The sequence below is a fragment of the Flectobacillus longus genome (assembly GCF_030056705.1).
GTDB classification, from domain to species: domain Bacteria; phylum Bacteroidota; class Bacteroidia; order Cytophagales; family Spirosomataceae; genus Flectobacillus; species Flectobacillus longus.
Map to the genome: position 1 here is coordinate 170,800 of NZ_JASHIC010000017.1, position 16,888 is coordinate 187,687.

Sequence of the window (16,888 nt, forward strand, 5' to 3'; positions counted from 1 at the left end):
TATCCGCACAAGGTGTTCGAAATCGCACAGTTTTTTATACCAAACAATATTTTAAGTGTCTGTTTTTCAATGATTTATGTTTTGGCATTGTGTTTGAAATTACTATATACAAATAATCATTACAATTATGGACAAAGAAATCTCTAAAAACCTAGTCAAGCAGAAGCAATACAAACGCTGGGCTACCGTAGCGCTTGTTGCTGGTGGTTTGGGTATTGCAGTGTACTTTTTAAATAACACCTTGCAGTCATCTATCAAAGCAAATAAAATTCGGATTTCTACCACCGAAATTGGGGATGTAGAAAATACCTTAACAGCTACAGGAGAGGTAATTCCCGCTTTTGAGCAAATAATTACAACGCCTATTAAGGCTAGTGTCAAGCAAGTGTATTTTACTGTTGGTGCCAAAATTCAGAAAGGACAACCCATTGTGGAGCTAGACAAGTCTCTGACGATGATAGAGCTAGAAAAGCTTAAAGACCAATTAGCTCTGAAGCAAAATAGTATTGAAAAATTGAAAATGGATTTGAATAAAAAGATTTTTGATTCTGACATTAACGATAAAGTAAAACAGCTCAATATTAATCGCCTGAAAGCTGAACTTGAAGATACCAAACGATTGCAAAAAGTGGGAGGAAGAACTCAAGAGGATATAACTAAAGCCGAAAACGCGCTGAGAATTGCAGAGCTAGAAAAATCTCAATTAGAAAATGAGTTGAGTTATAACAAAAAATCTGTCGGGGCTAATTTGAAAGATTACACTTTGCAAGCCTCTATTGAAGGAAAAAACTTGAAAGAGTTGAGTCACAAAATCAAGATGGCAGACATTGTTGCCGACCGAGCGGGGGTATTGACTTGGGTAAATGACAAAATTGGTACTGCCGTGAATGAGGGCGAAATGTTAGCAAAACTAGCAGATTTGGGAAGCTTCAGAGTTGAAGGCTCATGCTCGGATGTGTATGCCGAACAACTCAAAATAGGTTTGCCTGTCATCGTAAGAATTAACGACCAAGCTTTGCGTGGTATGGTCGTCCAAATCAAACCTGCGGTGTCAAATGGCGTGATACAGTTTGCCATAAGTCTCGACGACAACCGTAGTACCTTGCTCAGACCGAATATGAAAGTTGAAGTATATGTGATTACGCAAAAAGTTGATAATGTTGTCAGAATAGCGAATGGTCCTGCTTTTAACGGAAAAAGAAAATTGCCTGTTTTTGTTTTAGAAAATGGTAAAACCGCTAGACGTAGAGAAATAGAAACTGGATTAAGCAATTTTGATTTTGTAGAAATCAAGCAAGGGCTGAAACCTGGCGAGAAAGTGATTATTACCGATATGAGTCAATACAAACACCTAGACCAAATTCAGATTGAACCATGAGAAAGATACTTTTTTTATGGCTGATTAGTTGGCATAGTTGGGCTCAACAACCAGCCTTGAGTTTGGATGGCGCAATTTTATTAGCTAGAGAAAAATCCATTTCTGCCACCCAAGCGCATACGCAAAAAGCCACGAATTACTGGCAATACAAAACCTTTTTGGCAGATTATAAGCCACAGTTAAGTCTGGGAGGAACTTTACCTAGTTTTACTCGCTCGTTTATTCAGGTTCAACAGCCCGATGGAGCAATTGCTTTTCAGTCTGTCTCTAACAATAACTCAACGCTGACATTGTCCTTGAGCCAGAGTATTGCCAAAACAGGCGGTGTGATTTATGTTCAAAATCAATTACAGCGATTTGATGATTTTCAAAATAAATTGACACTTTACAATGGTGTTCCTCTGGCATTTGGATTGAATCAGCCACTTTTTAGGTTCAATCTGATGAAATGGGATAAGTTGATAGAACCTCTCAAATATGCTGAAAGCGAACAACAGTTGATTGAAAACATGGAGAAAATCTCCTTGGCTACCGCAGAGTATTATTTTGACTTGCTATTGGCGCAGGTAAATTTGCAGATTGCACACAAAAATCTTGAAAACAATGAAGTCCTGTTAAAAATAGCTGATCAAAGATTGAGTCTAGGAAAAATATCTGAAAACGATTTATTACAAATTAAACTCTCCGTATTGAATGCTCAAAAGGATTTGGCTTCAGCCAAACAACAAGCTGAAGTAGCTCGATTGAAACTTAAAACTTTTATCGGCTACCGCGACGAAGCATCGTTTGATTTGTTGATTCCTGCACAAATCCGTTTGTTTGAAGTTGATGAGAAAAAGGCATTGTCGGAGGCTTTGGGAAATCGTTCGGATGCTATTGCCTTTAGACGAAGAATGCTAGAAGCTGAACGGGATATGGAAAAAGCCAAAAAAGAAAATGGTCTAAATGCCAATTTGAATTTGGCTTTGGGTTTGTCAAATCGTGGAGATACGCCTTTGGATGTTTACAAAAAACCACAGGATAGACAATTCGTGGAAATACAGTTTACCCTTCCGATTATGGATTGGGGACGCTCCAAAGCAAGAGTAGAAACCGCAAAAGCTAATTTGCAGTATGCTCAGCAAAGCGTAGAACAAGATAAACTGACCTTCGAACAAGAAATATATACGCAAGTGACCTTGTTTGAAATGCTCCAAAAGCAAGTAAATCTGACGAAGGAAACCGATGATATTGCAACAAATCGTTACCAGATAGCACAAGATAGATTTATCCTTAGTGACTTAAGTATCACAGATTTAGGGATTGCTTTACAAGAAAAAGACCGTGCCAAAAGAGACTATATTCAGGCTTTGAGAGACTATTGGCAAGCCTATTTCAAGCTAAGACTTTATACATTGTATGACTTTGAACTCAATCAAAAATTAATTGTAAAATAACAGCCCTAAGCCTATTTCTTAGGACATTAAACTAAAAACCCTCTATGATTACATTAAACAACATCGAAAAAGTGTATCAGACTAGCACTATCGAAACTTTAGCACTAAACAATATTAATATCGATATAAAAAAGGGCGAGTTCGTCTCTATCATGGGACCGTCGGGTTGCGGAAAAAGTACTTTGCTCAACATCATGGGCTTGCTGGACGAACCTACCAAAGGCGATATTTTGATAGATCAAAAACATGTTGAACAATACACCGACAAAGCTTTGGCGAGTCTTCGTAATCAAAAAATTGGTTTTATTTTTCAAAGCTTCCATTTGATTAATGATTTGTCGGTATTGGACAACGTCGAAATTCCACTTCTTTATCGTAACTCTTCTACCCAATCTCGTAGAGATGCCGCTCGTGAAGCATTGGAAAAAGTGGGTCTGAGTAACCGTATGAAGCATTTTCCGAATCAACTTTCGGGAGGACAAAAACAGCGTGTTGCCATTGCCCGTGCAATCGTAGGCAAGCCCGATATTATCTTGGCCGATGAACCTACTGGTAATTTGGATAGTGCGATGGGTAACGAAATCTTGAATATTTTACTCCAACTCAATGCCGAAGGTTGTACCATTGTCATGGTAACGCACGATGAAAGTATGGCAAAGAAAACACATCGCCTCATTCGTCTTTTTGACGGAACGCAAGTCTATTAAGAGTGTTGAATTTTGAGTGCTGAATTTTGAATGTAATAATCTAATATTCAGTATTTTATTTTAAAAATTGATTGATAAAACCATCGTTAATTCAATAATTGGGGTTAGATTTTCTATTTAAAAACATAGCAGCTTGTAATCCAATATTCTTTAGACTAAAATCAAGTTATACTTTTTTAAACGCAACAACTATGTTAATCAACTATATCAAAATTGCATGGAAAGTGTTGTTAAGGCATCCTTTCTATACTTTCATTACCTTGTTTGGGATAAGCATTACCCTTACCGTATTGATGATGATTACCTCATTTCTCGACCATTTGGTAGGAAGTCACTATCCAGAGCAAAACAGAGACAAATCTTTATATGTCATGAACTTGTTTTTGGAAGATTCTGCGCGAACTTCTCAGATGGGAGGGCCTATTTCTTATGATTTTTACAAAAAATACATAGAGACACTCAAAACTCCTAAGCGAACAAGTGTTTCTTCCATGATTACCTCTGCCAATTCCTACATCAATGGCAAGCGGATAAAGGTTAGTACAAAATATTGCGATACCAATTTTTGGGAAATAACGAATTATGAATTTTTAGAAGGTAAACCTTTCAATCAGAGTAATATTGCTAATGGCGACCGGGTGGTTGTTATTACGGATGCAATGAAAGAACAATTTTTCGATAATCCATCTGAGTCTGTTATTGGAAAAATGGTTGAAGTCGACAATGAAAAATATAAGGTAATTGGCGTGGTAAAAGCTGGTCCAGTAACTCGTATTCTGACTTTTTCAGATATGTTTTTTCCTTATAATTTACCCAAAAGTAATTATCAAAGAACAGGCTTACAAGGCACTTTTGTGGCAATTATAGAAGCAAATAGCTCTTCTGATTTTCCAGAAATAAAATCTGAGTTTGAGAATAATGTATCCAAAATTCCCGTACCCATAAAAATGGGGAATACGAAGTATGCCATCATAGATACTCATGCCCAAACCTATACAGATACGATGCTATACGGTCTTTTTCATCAAGAAATCGGTAATAAGTTTTATCTAGTAGTGGGGTTGGTGTTATTGATGCTCATGGGATTACCTGCTATCAATTTGGTTAATCTCAATGTAAGTAGAATTTTGGAAAGAGCTTCCGAAATAGGTGTGCGTAAGGCTTTTGGTGCACCAACTCGTACGTTGGCGTTTCAGTTTATCGTCGAAAATATCTTCATTACTTTTATTGGGGGGGCTATTGCTTTGATTCTGACTAGTATAGGCATTTACATATTTAATAGAAGCGGACTAATTCTCTATTCTGATTTAACCATCAATTTGCCTGTTTTTGGAGTAAGTCTATTAGTGTGTTTGGTATTTGGTTTACTTTCTGGCGTAGCTCCTGCTTTCAGAATGGCCAAAATGAAAGTCATTGATGCACTCAAAAGACAGTAGATTTTTCAGGAATAACAAAATCATCCTCAAAACCCAACAATCATGTTACAGCATTTAATTAAACTAATATGGAATCGAAAAGGAAGTCACCTCCTTTTGATCATAGAAATATGGGCATCTTTTATGGTGCTATTCGGAGTAATGTCTTTGGTAACCTTTAATCTTGATAATTATAGAGAACCCCTAGGATTTGAATATGAGCAAGTGTGGGCAATAGATTTGTCTCGTAATCAGGATACTGTTCAGACTGCCGAAAAGATTACACAAGTATTACAAAAAATAAAATCTTACCCTGAGGTAGAAAAAGTAAGCCAAATGTCATCTAATTCACCTTTTTCTTTCAGTCAAATGAATAGTTCGATTAGTCGTAAAAAAACGAGTACACTGTCGGATATATATTATGCTGATGAAAATTTTGATGACGTTTTTGACATAAAAATGAAATCAGGACGCTGGTATCAAGCCTCTGATTCTGTGGCAAAAAATAAGCCCATTGTGATTAACCAAAAGACTGCTGATGCACTTTTTGGAACTGAAAATCCAATTGGAAAAACGCTGGATGATAATAAAATTGTTGTTGGTGTAATTGATAATTTTAAGGCAAAAGGGGAGTTTACCAAAAATGAGCCTGCTTTCTTTCAATTGATGTGGCCACACTCTGAAGAAGGAAAAATAGTCATGAAACTCAAGTCTGGGACAGATGCCAATTTTGAGGCAAAATTGGTAAAAGACCTTGGAAATATGTTGGTAGGTTGGACTGTTGAAGTAAGCTATTTGACCGACCAACGACAAAATCAGCATAACATGGCTCTAGTACCAATGATTGTGTTTTCAATTATTGCAGGCTTTTTGTTGCTCAATGTTGCCATGGGGCTTTTCGGAATATTAAAAGTAAATATAGCCAAACGTCGTGAAGAAATTGGTGTGCGTCGTGCCATGGGCGCTACCGAAGCAGATATTCAAAAGCAGTTTGTTGCCGAGATGTGGGTTATTGCTACCTTTGCGGTGCTCATAGGGTTACTTTTTGCGGTACAATTCCCAATTTTGAAAGTTTTTGATTTGGCTTCAGGAGTATATTGGGTGGCGATTGTTTTGGCGATTTTAATTATCTACGGATTAGTCACGATTTGTGCTTTTTATCCAAGTCGACAGGCGGCCAAAATCCAACCAGCCATCGTATTGCACGAATCGTAATAGCAATAGGCTATCAGCTGTGGGCTTTAAGCAAAATATATCAAAACAATTTAATAGTATTTGCCTAGTGCTTAACAACTTAAATACTAAAGTTTTACCTTTTCAATGAACAAAATACTCATCATCGACGACGACTTTGCTGTTCAAACCTCTTTACAACTTCTTCTACAGCAGGCAGGATTTCAGGTAAAAACCTGTGATTCTCCTGCTGCGGCAAGGGAGCTTATCCCTGTATATAAACCTGTATTAATCATTCTTGATCTTAATTTTTCTATTGAAACTTCTGGAGAAGAAGGAATGAAGGCTTTAAAAATGCTTCGTTCTGAATTTCCAGAAGTCTTGATTATTTTACTAACTGGCTGGGGGACAATTAATTTGGCGGTAGAGGGGATGAAATTAGGGGCAAAAGACTTTCTGACTAAGCCTTGGAAAAACGACCATTTACTCCAATCTGTCCGAACCATTTTGGATTTAGAAGAAAAGACAGAAAGCGTTTCTACCAGAAAAAAGCTAGATCAAAAATTTGATTTTGAACATATTGTGGGCGAAGACCCCAAACTTTTATCTATTCTTGAAACCATTGGAAGAGTAGCGCCAACCGATGCTCCTGTATTGATAACGGGTGAAAGTGGTACAGGAAAAGAGTTGATTGCTGAGGCTATTCATCAAAATAGTAAAAGAAGGATTCGTCCATTTGTCAAAGTAAATTTGGGAGGAATTTCTGCTACTTTATTCGAAAGCGAATTATTTGGGCATGTTCGTGGCGCATTTACCGATGCCAAATCAGATAGAATTGGACGTTTTGAACTAGCCAATCGTGGTACTTTATTTTTGGATGAAATTGGAGATTTAGATTTATCAAGTCAGGTAAAGCTACTCCGAGTATTACAAGATAGAACCTTCGAACCTTTGGGAAGTAGCAAATCCAAAACCGTAGATGTACGTGTGATTTGCGCAACCAATCGCAATTTGGAGGAAATGGTATCTCAGGGTACTTTCCGAGAAGATTTATTTTATCGGATTAATTTAATCTCAGTCAAACTTCCAGCCCTGCGAGAGCGTCCTATTGATATTGCTTCTTTAGCGACTTATTTTGTTGATAATCTAAAAGTTATTTACGAAAGACCTCAGCTCAAAATTTCATCAAAAGCCTTACAATGGTTGCAAACTTTGGTTTTGCCTGGCAATATTCGTCAGTTGAAGAACTTAGTTGAAAAAACGATTCTTTTGAGTCCAAACGACCAATTGGAAATAACTGATTTTCAGAAAAATATTTCACAGGTTAGTACCGCACCCAAAAGTGCATTTCCAGAAGTAGGAACACTGACACTCGAAGAAATGGAACTTTTGATGATTCGAAAAGCAATGTCTTTTCACCAAAATAATATCAGTCGAGTAGCTCGATCGTTGGGTATTACACGGTTTGCGTTATATCGTAGGTTAGAAAAATTTGGTATTCCTTATGCGGAAGAGTAATTTAAAAAATCTAGTACAGACTTTTCAACTTCTTTAGCTGATGCGTATTTCGTTACGAATAAGATATTTGCTTTACTTGGGCTTTCTTCATGCTATTATCATGTTGTTGGCCTTTAAGGTTTTGTCTGCCAACAAATTGTATTTTATCATTTCAGAAGTAGCCGTATTGCTTTCTTTGATAACTTCTGTAGTACTTTACCAAGCTATCGACCGCCCGTTTAAACTACTTTTGATGGGAGCCGAAGCTATGCGTGACCAAGATTTTTCTATTAAACTTCGTCCAGTTGGAACAACTGAGCTTGACCAACTGATAGAGGTTTATAATCAAATGATAGAACAGCTTCGTACGGAGCGGTTACAATTGACCGAGCAACATTTTTTTCTGGAAAAGCTTATTCAGGCGTCACCGATTGCCATATTAGTATTGGATTTTGATGAAAACTTATTGAAAATCAATCCTAAAGCACAAGATTTATTTGGTATTGCAGAAGGTCAATTTCTCCATCAACCACTTTCGATACTTGGTCATCCAATTGTGAATGCCCTACAAAAATTACAAGATGGAGAATCAAAAACTGTTCAGATTAATGGACTATCTACTTTCAAAATTCAGCGTTCTTTTTTTATGGATAAGGGTTTTGCAAGACCTTTTTTGATGATAGAAGAACTTACTTCAGAAATTTTGGCGACTGAAAAGAAGGCTTATGGCAAAGTAATCAGAATGATGGCACATGAGGTAAATAATTCGATTGGGGCGGTAAATTCGATTTTGAATGTGGCACAACAGATGGTTGAGGAACCTCATTTGCTACATGCTTTAGAAGTAGCTTCTGACCGTAACGAACGACTGTGTGTGTTTATGCGAAGATTTGCAGATGTAGTTCGTTTACCAGAACCTCATCTTGAAAAACAATCTTTGAATGAAGTCTTAGCTAATATGATAGAACTTTGGAGAGGTCGTGCTACAGAAAAAGGAATAGCATTAATTTGGGAGGAGCAAATTCAGGAAAAATTTGCGATGATTGACCGAGGGCAGATAGAGCAAGTATTAATAAATGTGCTAAAAAATGCCATTGAATCCTGTGATGCAGGAAACCAAATTGTAGTAATATTATCAGAAAAAGGAATACAAATTAAAAATAATGGTAGACCGATTCCCGAAGAGCAAGCTCATTTGTTATTTACGCCATTTTTTAGTAATAAGCCTGATGGACAAGGAATTGGACTCATGCTATGTCGTGAAATACTGATGAATCATCATTGTCAATTTTCCCTAAAAACCCAAGAAGACGGCTGGACGTGCTTTAGTATTGAGTGATTTAGTGAGTTGTGAATGAGTGATTTTGAAATTTATCTTTCATCAGCAGATATGTATTGTCTAGCGCCTGATTAGGCTTGATAAATTAATGCAAGACCATTAAAAAAGGCGGTTGAATTTAGTTTTCAACCGCCTTTTGGATATACTAAAATTTGTGATGATATATAGATTTAAAATAATCACTCATTCACAAATCACTAACTCACTCAATATCTAGAATGAGTATCTCAATGTTACGCCATACGTACGAGGGTCGCCAAGGATACCAGCGTATTGTCCTGCACTTCCTGGCGCTGCTAACAGTTGCTCATAATAGTCAGTGTTAGCAAGGTTTCTTCCCCAAACATAGATAGAGATACCGTTTGATGCTCTAAATCCAAAACGACCATTCAATAATGAATAACCTTCAATATTCAAATACTGAGAAGGTGATGGACTTGAAGAGAATTTCGAACGGAAATAAATATCTGCTGCTACGAAATAATTACCTTTCAATCCAAAGAATACACCTTTAGTTGTTGCTTCTGCACCAAATGAACCTGTCCATTTTGAAATACCAGGAAGCTCGCCACCCGAAACATCTTTAAATGCTTGAGTACCACCTACTTCTTCCAAAGGTACAGGAGCGTTAGTGAACGACACATATTTACCATCTGTATAAGCAATCGAACCATTGAAGGTAAAATGTGTTAATCTCACATTTCCTTCTACTTCAACGCCTCTCACTCGAACTTTCTCTGCATTAGCCAAATAACCTCTGTTTACACCTGGTTCTGGTGTTTGTACTTGTGTTTGGTAATCCTTAATATCGTCATTAAATACTACAACATTCAAGAATGAATTGGCAGTTGGACGAGTCTTAACGCCTAATTCATAGTGGGTTACACCTTCTGGTTTTACTTTTGCCAAATCAGTCAATACTTGACCATTAGCTGTTGGCAAACCGCCAATATTGATACCTACTGGTTTGTAACTGATGGCATAAGTACCATAGGCATTTACATTTTTCGAAGCCTTATATTGTAAAGTCAACTGACCTGAAACATTACTTTCACTTACATCTGTGTCAAATGCTTGGTTGGTATATACTGCATTTTTCAAGGCTAATAAAGCTGCATCTGTCGTTTGCAAACCACCATACGTTTCTCTTTTGTAGTTGGCTACCTTTTTGTCATAATTGTAACGCAAACCTGGTAATACGTGAATTTTATCGTTTACAGCCCAATCTACTTGAGCAAATGCCGCCAAACTTGTGCTTTGGATTCTGTTAGTTGTGCGAATGCCAAAATTGTCGAACAAGCCTGGTGTTTTCCAAAGTGCACTTGTTGAACTCTGAGCAAAACGCCATTGTGCCGAACCCGCTTCCTCTGTTTGTACAGGGTCTGATTTTAAGTCTTGCCACAAACCAAACACACCAATCACACCGCTCAAATTGTCAGCAACTTTTCCTGAATAACGTAATTCTTGTGACCATTGGTCGTGTACTGAGTTACCAGAAGAAATTGTAAAGATTGGCAAACCAGTATAATCACGGTCATTCAAAGGTGTCCATTTCCAAAAACGCCATGCTGTTGTCGATGTCAAAGTACCATTACCAATTTTAATATCTGCGTTGGCAGATACCCCACCCAAACTATTATCTGCTTTGGAAGGCGTATCTAAATCTACTACTCTTTCAAAGGCACTCGAATAAGGTAATTTGTAGTTCAAATCAGCAATAATCGCGTTGAATTGACGATAGGCTGCACGCTTTGTCGTAACTACACCAGCTACTGGCCAACCATATCCGTTAGGCTTTTGAGCTGTATAATCACCAATAAACGTAATTTTTACTTTTTCTGAAGGCGTATATAACAACTGACCTCTTGTGCCCAAGTTGTTTATATCGTTCATGTTTTGTTGTGTCTTGGTGTTGTAAAGAAGACCGTCTCTTTGTGTTCCTGAAAAAGAGATTCTTGCAGCCAATTGTTTATTGATAGGACCAGAAATAGAACCTTTGGCTTGGATGTAACCGTAGTTACCATAGCTCAATTCAAAACTTGCACTTGGTGTAAAGCTAGCTTCACGAGTAGTAATATTGAATGCACCTGCGGTAGTGTTTTTACCAAATAGTGTTCCTTGTGGTCCTCTCAAAACTTCAACGCGCTCAATATCAACGAAGTCTAATGCTGTAGCTGCTGGACGTGCATAGTACACACCATCAACATAAAAGCCAACACCTGGGTCGATACCATCGTTTGTTAAACCAAAAGTAGAACCTAATCCTCTGATATTCAGGGTTGTGTTACGTGCATTTGAAGCATACAACTGTACAGTTGGTACTAATTCTTTCAAACGGTTTACGTTAAATGCACCTGCATCTTCTGCTGTTGCACCACGAATTACCGCAATAGGAATAGGAATATCTTGAACGGCCTCTTGGCGACGGCGAGACGATACTACAACATCGGCCAATTGACTTACATCTTCATCTAATTTGATTTCAGCTTTATCTGCTGTAATAACTACTTCTTTTTTCAAGTAACCTACAAAGGAAATAATCACTGAAAAGGGAAGTTTCTGACCTGTAATCAAAGAGAAATCACCGTTTACGTCAGTTGTCGAACCATTGGTAGTTCCTTTGATTTGAACAGCCGCACCAATAAGTGGTTCATTCGTTTTTGAATCTACGATTTTACCAGATACAGTGGCATTGATAATAGGTTTGTTTTGTGCTGTGGCGATATTTGAAATGCTGACCGCCATCACGGCGATAATGACAAATAAAAGTTTTTTCATTAATTTTAATTGTTTAATTGAAAATATCTCGACAGCTCGGTTCCAAGCTCGCTGTCAAAATCTAACGATAGATATTACTTTAGTTGAACTAGACCAATGAGGTTGTTACCTCTTGGTCTTTTTTATGCTTCAACAGAATAAATACTGCCTTTCTACTTGATTCAAATGGATTGATAAACAAGCATTTGAATGTGATACATTTGGTTTAGAATACATAGTTAATTTATTTTTATAAGTCTATTTAGTATATGATTTTTGTATACTTTTATGGTAAAATAAAAGGAGCATTCTAGTGAACTACTCCTAAGCCTACACCGAGTAAAATTAAATTAGATGAAAGCTTTTAATAATCGTTCTTAAGCTAATAATGATTACCAGCGTTCCGACCAAAATCATCATAGGTTTACGTTTTACTTTGTTGACAAAAATAGCTCCCAAAGGAGAAGCTACCGTACCACCAACAATCAAGCCCAACACTACCTGCCAAGAATTTACGCCTTCAAAAAGTAAAAATGTAATACCACTTGCAAATGAAACAGCAAATTCTGCTGCATTGACCGAACCAATGGTATAGCGTGGGTCACGACCTCTACCTAACAACGACGACGTTACGATTGGTCCCCAGCCACCACCACCGATAGAATCCATAAAACCTCCGAAGACAGCCAACAATCCCAAACGCTTGGTGCGTTGTTTAACAATATTTTTTTGAAGCGCTTTTCTGATAATGATAATTCCCAAAATAATCATGTAGATAGAAATGTAAGGTTTTATGACATTTTCATCAATAAAATCAGCAAGCAAGTAAGCCCCTGTAATAGAGCCTAATACGCCCGGAATTAATAAGTTTCGGAATAACTTTTTGTTGATGTTACCAAACTTAAAATGCGAAATGGCAGAAGCGCCTGTCGTAAACATTTCGGCTACGTGTACACTCGTACTACTGACCGCAGGTGGTACACCCAAACTTAATAAAAACGAGGTAGAAGTTACACCATAAGCCATTCCTAAAGTTCCATCTACTAATTGTGCCCCTAATCCCACTAATACATAAAACCCAAAATCACTATTAAAACCATCTTGAATGGCAGACCATGAAAAATGGATATTTCCACTATATATCAACACAATAAAACTACTGAATAGTAATACTGTAGGAGCGATATACCATACGGCGCGATTTGAAAGAATTTTTTGCACGATTGTTTTTGGGGTTAAGTGTCATGATAATAAACACCAAAGAATTCAATTTATATATCGAGAGTCATTTAAACATTTATGAGCTTTAAAGAAAGAGTGAAAGCAGCGCTTTCACCCTTAGCTGCATTAGATTGATTAAATAGACTACCATTAGTTCAAACAACTGACTCCATATTAGAGCCGATTGAAAATCTGTTTGGTTTTGCAAAACTAATAATAAATATTAAATCTATATACTTTGTAGACTAATATTTATAAATTTTTTTTAGAATTCTTATAATTGTTCACAAAAACCTCGATTTCTTTATATGACAAATAAGATTGTAATTCTATATCAATAAAATGATGGATTATTAAGCCATTTGCTAATACTAAAAAGCTTGCGGGTAAAGGTATGTTTTCTGAAATTCCTGCATACATCTGTGTACAAGGGGTGTGTTCTGATAGAAGTCCAATGCTTTTTGCAATTTGCTGATTATCATCACAATATATTGAAAAAGTAAGCTTTTTGTTCTGTTTCAACTCTTTTATTTTAGCACATGTCAAGTTGGTAATTGTAAGTATTTGAACGCCAAGCTCTGACAATCGTCTTACTGATTTTTGCAATAACCAAAGTTGTTGGTCTGCATATTCTTTCCACTCTGGTATATAATAAGTAATCAATATGGGCTTGCCCTGAGCAATTTCTTCTAGACTTAATTGCTGTTGGTCTTCAGGAAAATCGATGTTCCACTCCCCATTTTCTTTCGCAAAACTAAGTGTAGGAAACTGTTTTCCTGCTCCTAATATGCTTGATAGTAGTTTGTTGAGTTGTGTTTTCCGTGTTTTGATGAAATAAATCATAATAATATTTAATCTATAGTTTTGATAGACAAATATAAAGGGTTTTTATTTGTAAAAACTACACAATTTTGTTTTTCTTATGATTTTATATTCTAGGAATTATACAAAATGAAATTTTGGCTGTTGGTATATAATAGAAATATAGCCAGAATTGTATGTAGGTTTTGGGGAGATTTGAATCCTAATTAAAAAGGAATAAACTGTTAGGGTGTAGTTTGTACTTTTCCAATAGTATACAGCGTAATTAGGCAAAATAATATTACCTTATTACGCTGTAGGGTATAAGCCGTAGGCATTAAGCAAAAAAGATTAGAAAATCACCTAGAAATCAAGCCTATGACCTAAAGCTTAATGCCTAAAGCGGGTAAAATTACTTTAATTACTAAAATCAATATCAGGTTTGTTTACATTCTGAGATTTCTTCTTGAAATATGAATTAGCTTGTCCGATAGGTAATTGAAGGGTGAGTTTGTAAAATCTTACCTCTCTACGATTCATGGTACTTTGCAAAATATTGCCTTGGTCATATACCGTAATATATTGGCGAGAATTAAAAATATCATTGACAGCAAAAGCAATGCTTGCTCGATTGTTCATAAACATTTTCTTGATGGCAAAATCTGCTGCTTCTATTGGCTTGCGGTATCCTTGTAAAGTGGGCGATTTGGCGTCTCTATTCAAGTTAATTTGAGCGACAATATCTTTTGGAAACTTGTACGAAATATTCAATTTGGCACGATACGTAAACATTTCGTTTTGCTGCGTCACAGATTGTATCAAAAAATGATAAGCATTGATGTTGCCTAATACAGACAAATTTCCAAGATTTAGTTTTAAGGTATTATCAATTCCGTACTGAATATCGGCTTTTGTATTGATAAATGTTGTTACCAAAATGGTAGAATCTGTGCTTGAAGCCTGTGTAAAAGGCTTAATGGTATGGTCTTCATAAATGTAATAGCCTGTTGCCAACCACGACAAATGTCCCCAAGAGGTATTATATGAAAGTTCTACAGAATTGACAAATTCAGGTTGTACCTTTGGGTTTCCAACAGTAATATTTTGCTTATCGTTGGCTTGAATACCTACAAAAAGATGGCGAAAATTGGGTCTACCAACTTTTCTTCCTAGACTTAAACCTAATTCTGAATCATTTCCAAGTTTTTTAGAAATAGAAAAAGAAGGGAAAAATGCTTTTATCCAGTCTCCATTTTGTGCGCTTGGGTAATCATACCCAAACGTTGCGCCATCAAATCTTGAATTACCATGCAAAAAAGATTCTTCAAATCGTAAGCCACCCTGAATACTATAATTACGTTTTAGCTTGGTGCTATACATAAAATAGGCAGCATTGACAGATTCTTTGATTACGCCATCTTGCGAATATCCTTCCAATAAGGTGTATATATCGTTGTTTTTCTTGTTGAACAAATACTGAATGTCGCGCGTGTAATTAAATGAGCGAATACCCATTTCTATTTTGGTAGAATCATTAATCGGTTTGGTGTAATCTAACTGAAAAAGATATTGCGAACCAGCCTGACTTCCTGTGATTTTATCAATTTCTGGATACCCATCCATGCTAGTATTATCAGCATTTAGGCTTGTTGTAAGCCAATTGGCAGCATTAGAAATAGTATTTTTTGTAAAAGAGGTCATCAAACTTAATTCTTTTCCTTTCTGAGCAAAGGTTTTTTTCCAGTCAAATTCAATACCAAAATTGGTATAATTATTAGCAGGAACTGTTGTTCGAGTACCCGAACTCAAAACCTTGTTTTGAGCATCTTTATAGGCATAAGACTGATTGGTGAAAGTATTATAGGAGCCACCTACAAGATTACCTGCAAGCGTAAAGGTGTTATATTTATTGGGTGAAAATTCAGTAGAGATACGTCCATTCTGGAAAGTATTGTCTTGGTTAATATCAGTGTTTTGCTGAAAATAACTCATAGTACCACCATTGCTTGTGGTTCTGTTCACATATCCAGTAAGTGGATTTTTGGTAGCGTTGAGGTTGTAAAGCAGATTAAAAGTCCACTTATTTTGATGATAATCTAAGTTCAAAGAGGCATCATATCTACCGTTGTTACCAATACCAACACTGGCCATACCATTATATCCTGCTTCTCGATTTTTTTTCAAAACCAAATTGATAATACCGCCAGAAGTTGACGCATCATATCGTGCCGAAGGGTTTGAAACTACCTCAACGGATTCAATTTGATTGGCTGGAATTTGTGCTAAGGTCAGTTGGGTAGGTTTGCCATTGATATAAATAGTGGTAGCGAGATTGCGAATACTGGCACTTCCTGTTTCGTCAATACTTACCGAAGGAACGCTTTTTAGGAGTGCTTCTGCCGTTCCGCCGATGCTAGTTAGGTTTTTCCCCACACTAAACACACGTTTATCCATGTTGAATGAAGCAGCATCTTTTTCGCCTTTTACCTTTACCTCTTGCAATACATTGGCATCTGGTGACAGCAAAATAGTTTCAATATTTTGACGACTCTGTTCTACTTTGATTGCCTTTTCAAAAGTCTTATAAGAGATAAATGATACTCTTAAAACAAACTCTCCCAATGGGATATTCGAAAGTTTGAAATTGCCATTTTCATCAGCAGTAGCACCTGCTGTAAGTTGCGTTTTTTCGCCTTCTTTTTTCAAAAGAGTAACCGAAGCAAAGCTCAAACCTTTATTGTTTGAAATATCTAATACCTGTCCCGTCAATTCGGAAGTATTTTTTGTAGATACTTTTTGTCCCAAAACAGCGGATAGCGAGGTAAGTAATAAAAGTACGATGAATATGGGGCTTTTGATGAAATAATTCATTCTTATAAAGTTTGTTAAATACATGATTATCAATTTTATAGATACATTTATCTGTTTGTTTAAAATTGAATACCACAATATTACAGCCCAATTTTGGAGAAAATCTGTAGAAATAGATAAAACGTAAAAATTATGAAAGATTTAGATGTAAGTATTAATGCAAAATAAAATTGCATTAACATGCTTTAGTCTGTAAGCCGTAGGCATTAGGCAAAAAAGTTTCTATTACTTCATGAGAAATACTATTTAACTTTTAGCCTAATGCATAAAACCTAGTACTTAAAGCGGGTAAA

Annotated in this window: 11 protein-coding genes; 7 read left to right on the top strand and 4 right to left on the bottom strand. The window is 36.5% G+C overall.

What is annotated here, in order from left to right; all coding sequences use genetic code 11:
* Nucleotides 1–127: 127 nt before the first annotated feature.
* The 7 genes from QM491_RS14330 to QM491_RS14360 all read left to right on the top strand — a co-directional run bounded on the left by QM491_RS14330 (nt 128) and on the right by QM491_RS14360 (nt 8,945).
* Nucleotides 128–1,378 (top strand): efflux RND transporter periplasmic adaptor subunit, encoded by a 1,251-nt coding sequence (locus QM491_RS14330; RefSeq protein ID WP_283328173.1) that lies wholly within the window; start codon nt 128–130, stop codon nt 1,376–1,378.
* On the top strand, nt 1,375–2,814 hold the full coding sequence (locus QM491_RS14335; RefSeq protein WP_283328174.1) for a TolC family protein: 1,440 nt from the start codon (nt 1,375–1,377) through the stop codon (nt 2,812–2,814). Before QM491_RS14330 ends, QM491_RS14335 begins: the two co-directional genes overlap by 4 nt.
* Before the next feature lie 44 nt (nt 2,815–2,858).
* Nucleotides 2,859–3,521: an ABC transporter ATP-binding protein gene (locus QM491_RS14340; protein ID WP_283328175.1), complete on the top strand. Its 663-nt coding sequence runs from the start codon at nt 2,859–2,861 to the stop codon at nt 3,519–3,521.
* Between the two features lie 191 nt (nt 3,522–3,712).
* On the top strand, nt 3,713–4,957 hold the full coding sequence (locus QM491_RS14345; RefSeq protein ID WP_283328176.1) for an ABC transporter permease: 1,245 nt from the start codon (nt 3,713–3,715) through the stop codon (nt 4,955–4,957).
* Between the two features lie 42 nt (nt 4,958–4,999).
* Complete coding sequence (locus QM491_RS14350) at nt 5,000–6,151, top strand: ABC transporter permease (protein WP_283328177.1); 1,152 nt, start codon at nt 5,000–5,002, stop codon at nt 6,149–6,151.
* A gap of 105 nt (nt 6,152–6,256) precedes the next feature.
* Entirely contained in the window at nt 6,257–7,627 is a 1,371-nt protein-coding gene (locus tag QM491_RS14355; RefSeq protein ID WP_283328178.1) for a sigma-54-dependent transcriptional regulator, read from the top strand.
* Nucleotides 7,628–7,667: 40 nt separating this feature from the next.
* The gene (locus QM491_RS14360; RefSeq protein ID WP_283328179.1) at nt 7,668–8,945 is read left to right on the top strand and encodes a sensor histidine kinase; all 1,278 of its coding nucleotides are present in this window, start codon (nt 7,668–7,670) and stop codon (nt 8,943–8,945) included.
* Nucleotides 8,946–9,158: 213 nt separating this feature from the next.
* Here QM491_RS14360 and QM491_RS14365 read toward each other — a convergent pair whose 3' ends face one another.
* The 4 genes from QM491_RS14365 to QM491_RS14380 all read right to left on the bottom strand — a co-directional run bounded on the left by QM491_RS14365 (nt 9,159) and on the right by QM491_RS14380 (nt 16,595).
* Nucleotides 9,159–11,723, bottom strand: coding sequence for a TonB-dependent receptor (locus QM491_RS14365; protein ID WP_283328180.1), 2,565 nt, complete (start codon nt 11,721–11,723; stop codon nt 9,159–9,161).
* Nucleotides 11,724–12,047: 324 nt separating this feature from the next.
* The gene (locus QM491_RS14370; protein WP_283328181.1) at nt 12,048–12,923 is read right to left on the bottom strand and encodes a sulfite exporter TauE/SafE family protein; all 876 of its coding nucleotides are present in this window, start codon (nt 12,921–12,923) and stop codon (nt 12,048–12,050) included.
* Nucleotides 12,924–13,175: 252 nt separating this feature from the next.
* A complete protein-coding gene (locus QM491_RS14375) occupies nt 13,176–13,766 on the bottom strand; it encodes a redoxin domain-containing protein (protein ID WP_283328182.1) in 591 nt (196 codons plus the stop codon).
* 375 nt (nt 13,767–14,141) lie between these two features.
* Entirely contained in the window at nt 14,142–16,595 is a 2,454-nt protein-coding gene (locus tag QM491_RS14380) for a TonB-dependent receptor (protein WP_283328183.1), read from the bottom strand.
* Nucleotides 16,596–16,888 lie beyond the last annotated feature (293 nt).

Bases quoted from the DNA above. Each gene is read 5' to 3' on its own strand.
- QM491_RS14360 (WP_283328179.1), top strand. From the start codon at position 7,668: ATGCGTATTTCGTTACGAATAAGATATTTGCTTTACTTGGGCTTTCTT.
- QM491_RS14335 (WP_283328174.1), top strand. From the start codon at position 1,375: ATGAGAAAGATACTTTTTTTATGGCTGATTAGTTGGCATAGTTGGGCT.
- QM491_RS14340 (WP_283328175.1), top strand. From the start codon at position 2,859: ATGATTACATTAAACAACATCGAAAAAGTGTATCAGACTAGCACTATC.
- QM491_RS14375 (WP_283328182.1), bottom strand. From the start codon at position 13,766: ATGATTTATTTCATCAAAACACGGAAAACACAACTCAACAAACTACTA.
- QM491_RS14380 (WP_283328183.1), bottom strand. From the start codon at position 16,595: ATGAATTATTTCATCAAAAGCCCCATATTCATCGTACTTTTATTACTT.
- QM491_RS14355 (WP_283328178.1), top strand. From the start codon at position 6,257: ATGAACAAAATACTCATCATCGACGACGACTTTGCTGTTCAAACCTCT.
- QM491_RS14345 (WP_283328176.1), top strand. From the start codon at position 3,713: ATGTTAATCAACTATATCAAAATTGCATGGAAAGTGTTGTTAAGGCAT.
- QM491_RS14365 (WP_283328180.1), bottom strand. From the start codon at position 11,723: ATGAAAAAACTTTTATTTGTCATTATCGCCGTGATGGCGGTCAGCATT.
- QM491_RS14350 (WP_283328177.1), top strand. From the start codon at position 5,000: ATGTTACAGCATTTAATTAAACTAATATGGAATCGAAAAGGAAGTCAC.
- QM491_RS14330 (WP_283328173.1), top strand. From the start codon at position 128: ATGGACAAAGAAATCTCTAAAAACCTAGTCAAGCAGAAGCAATACAAA.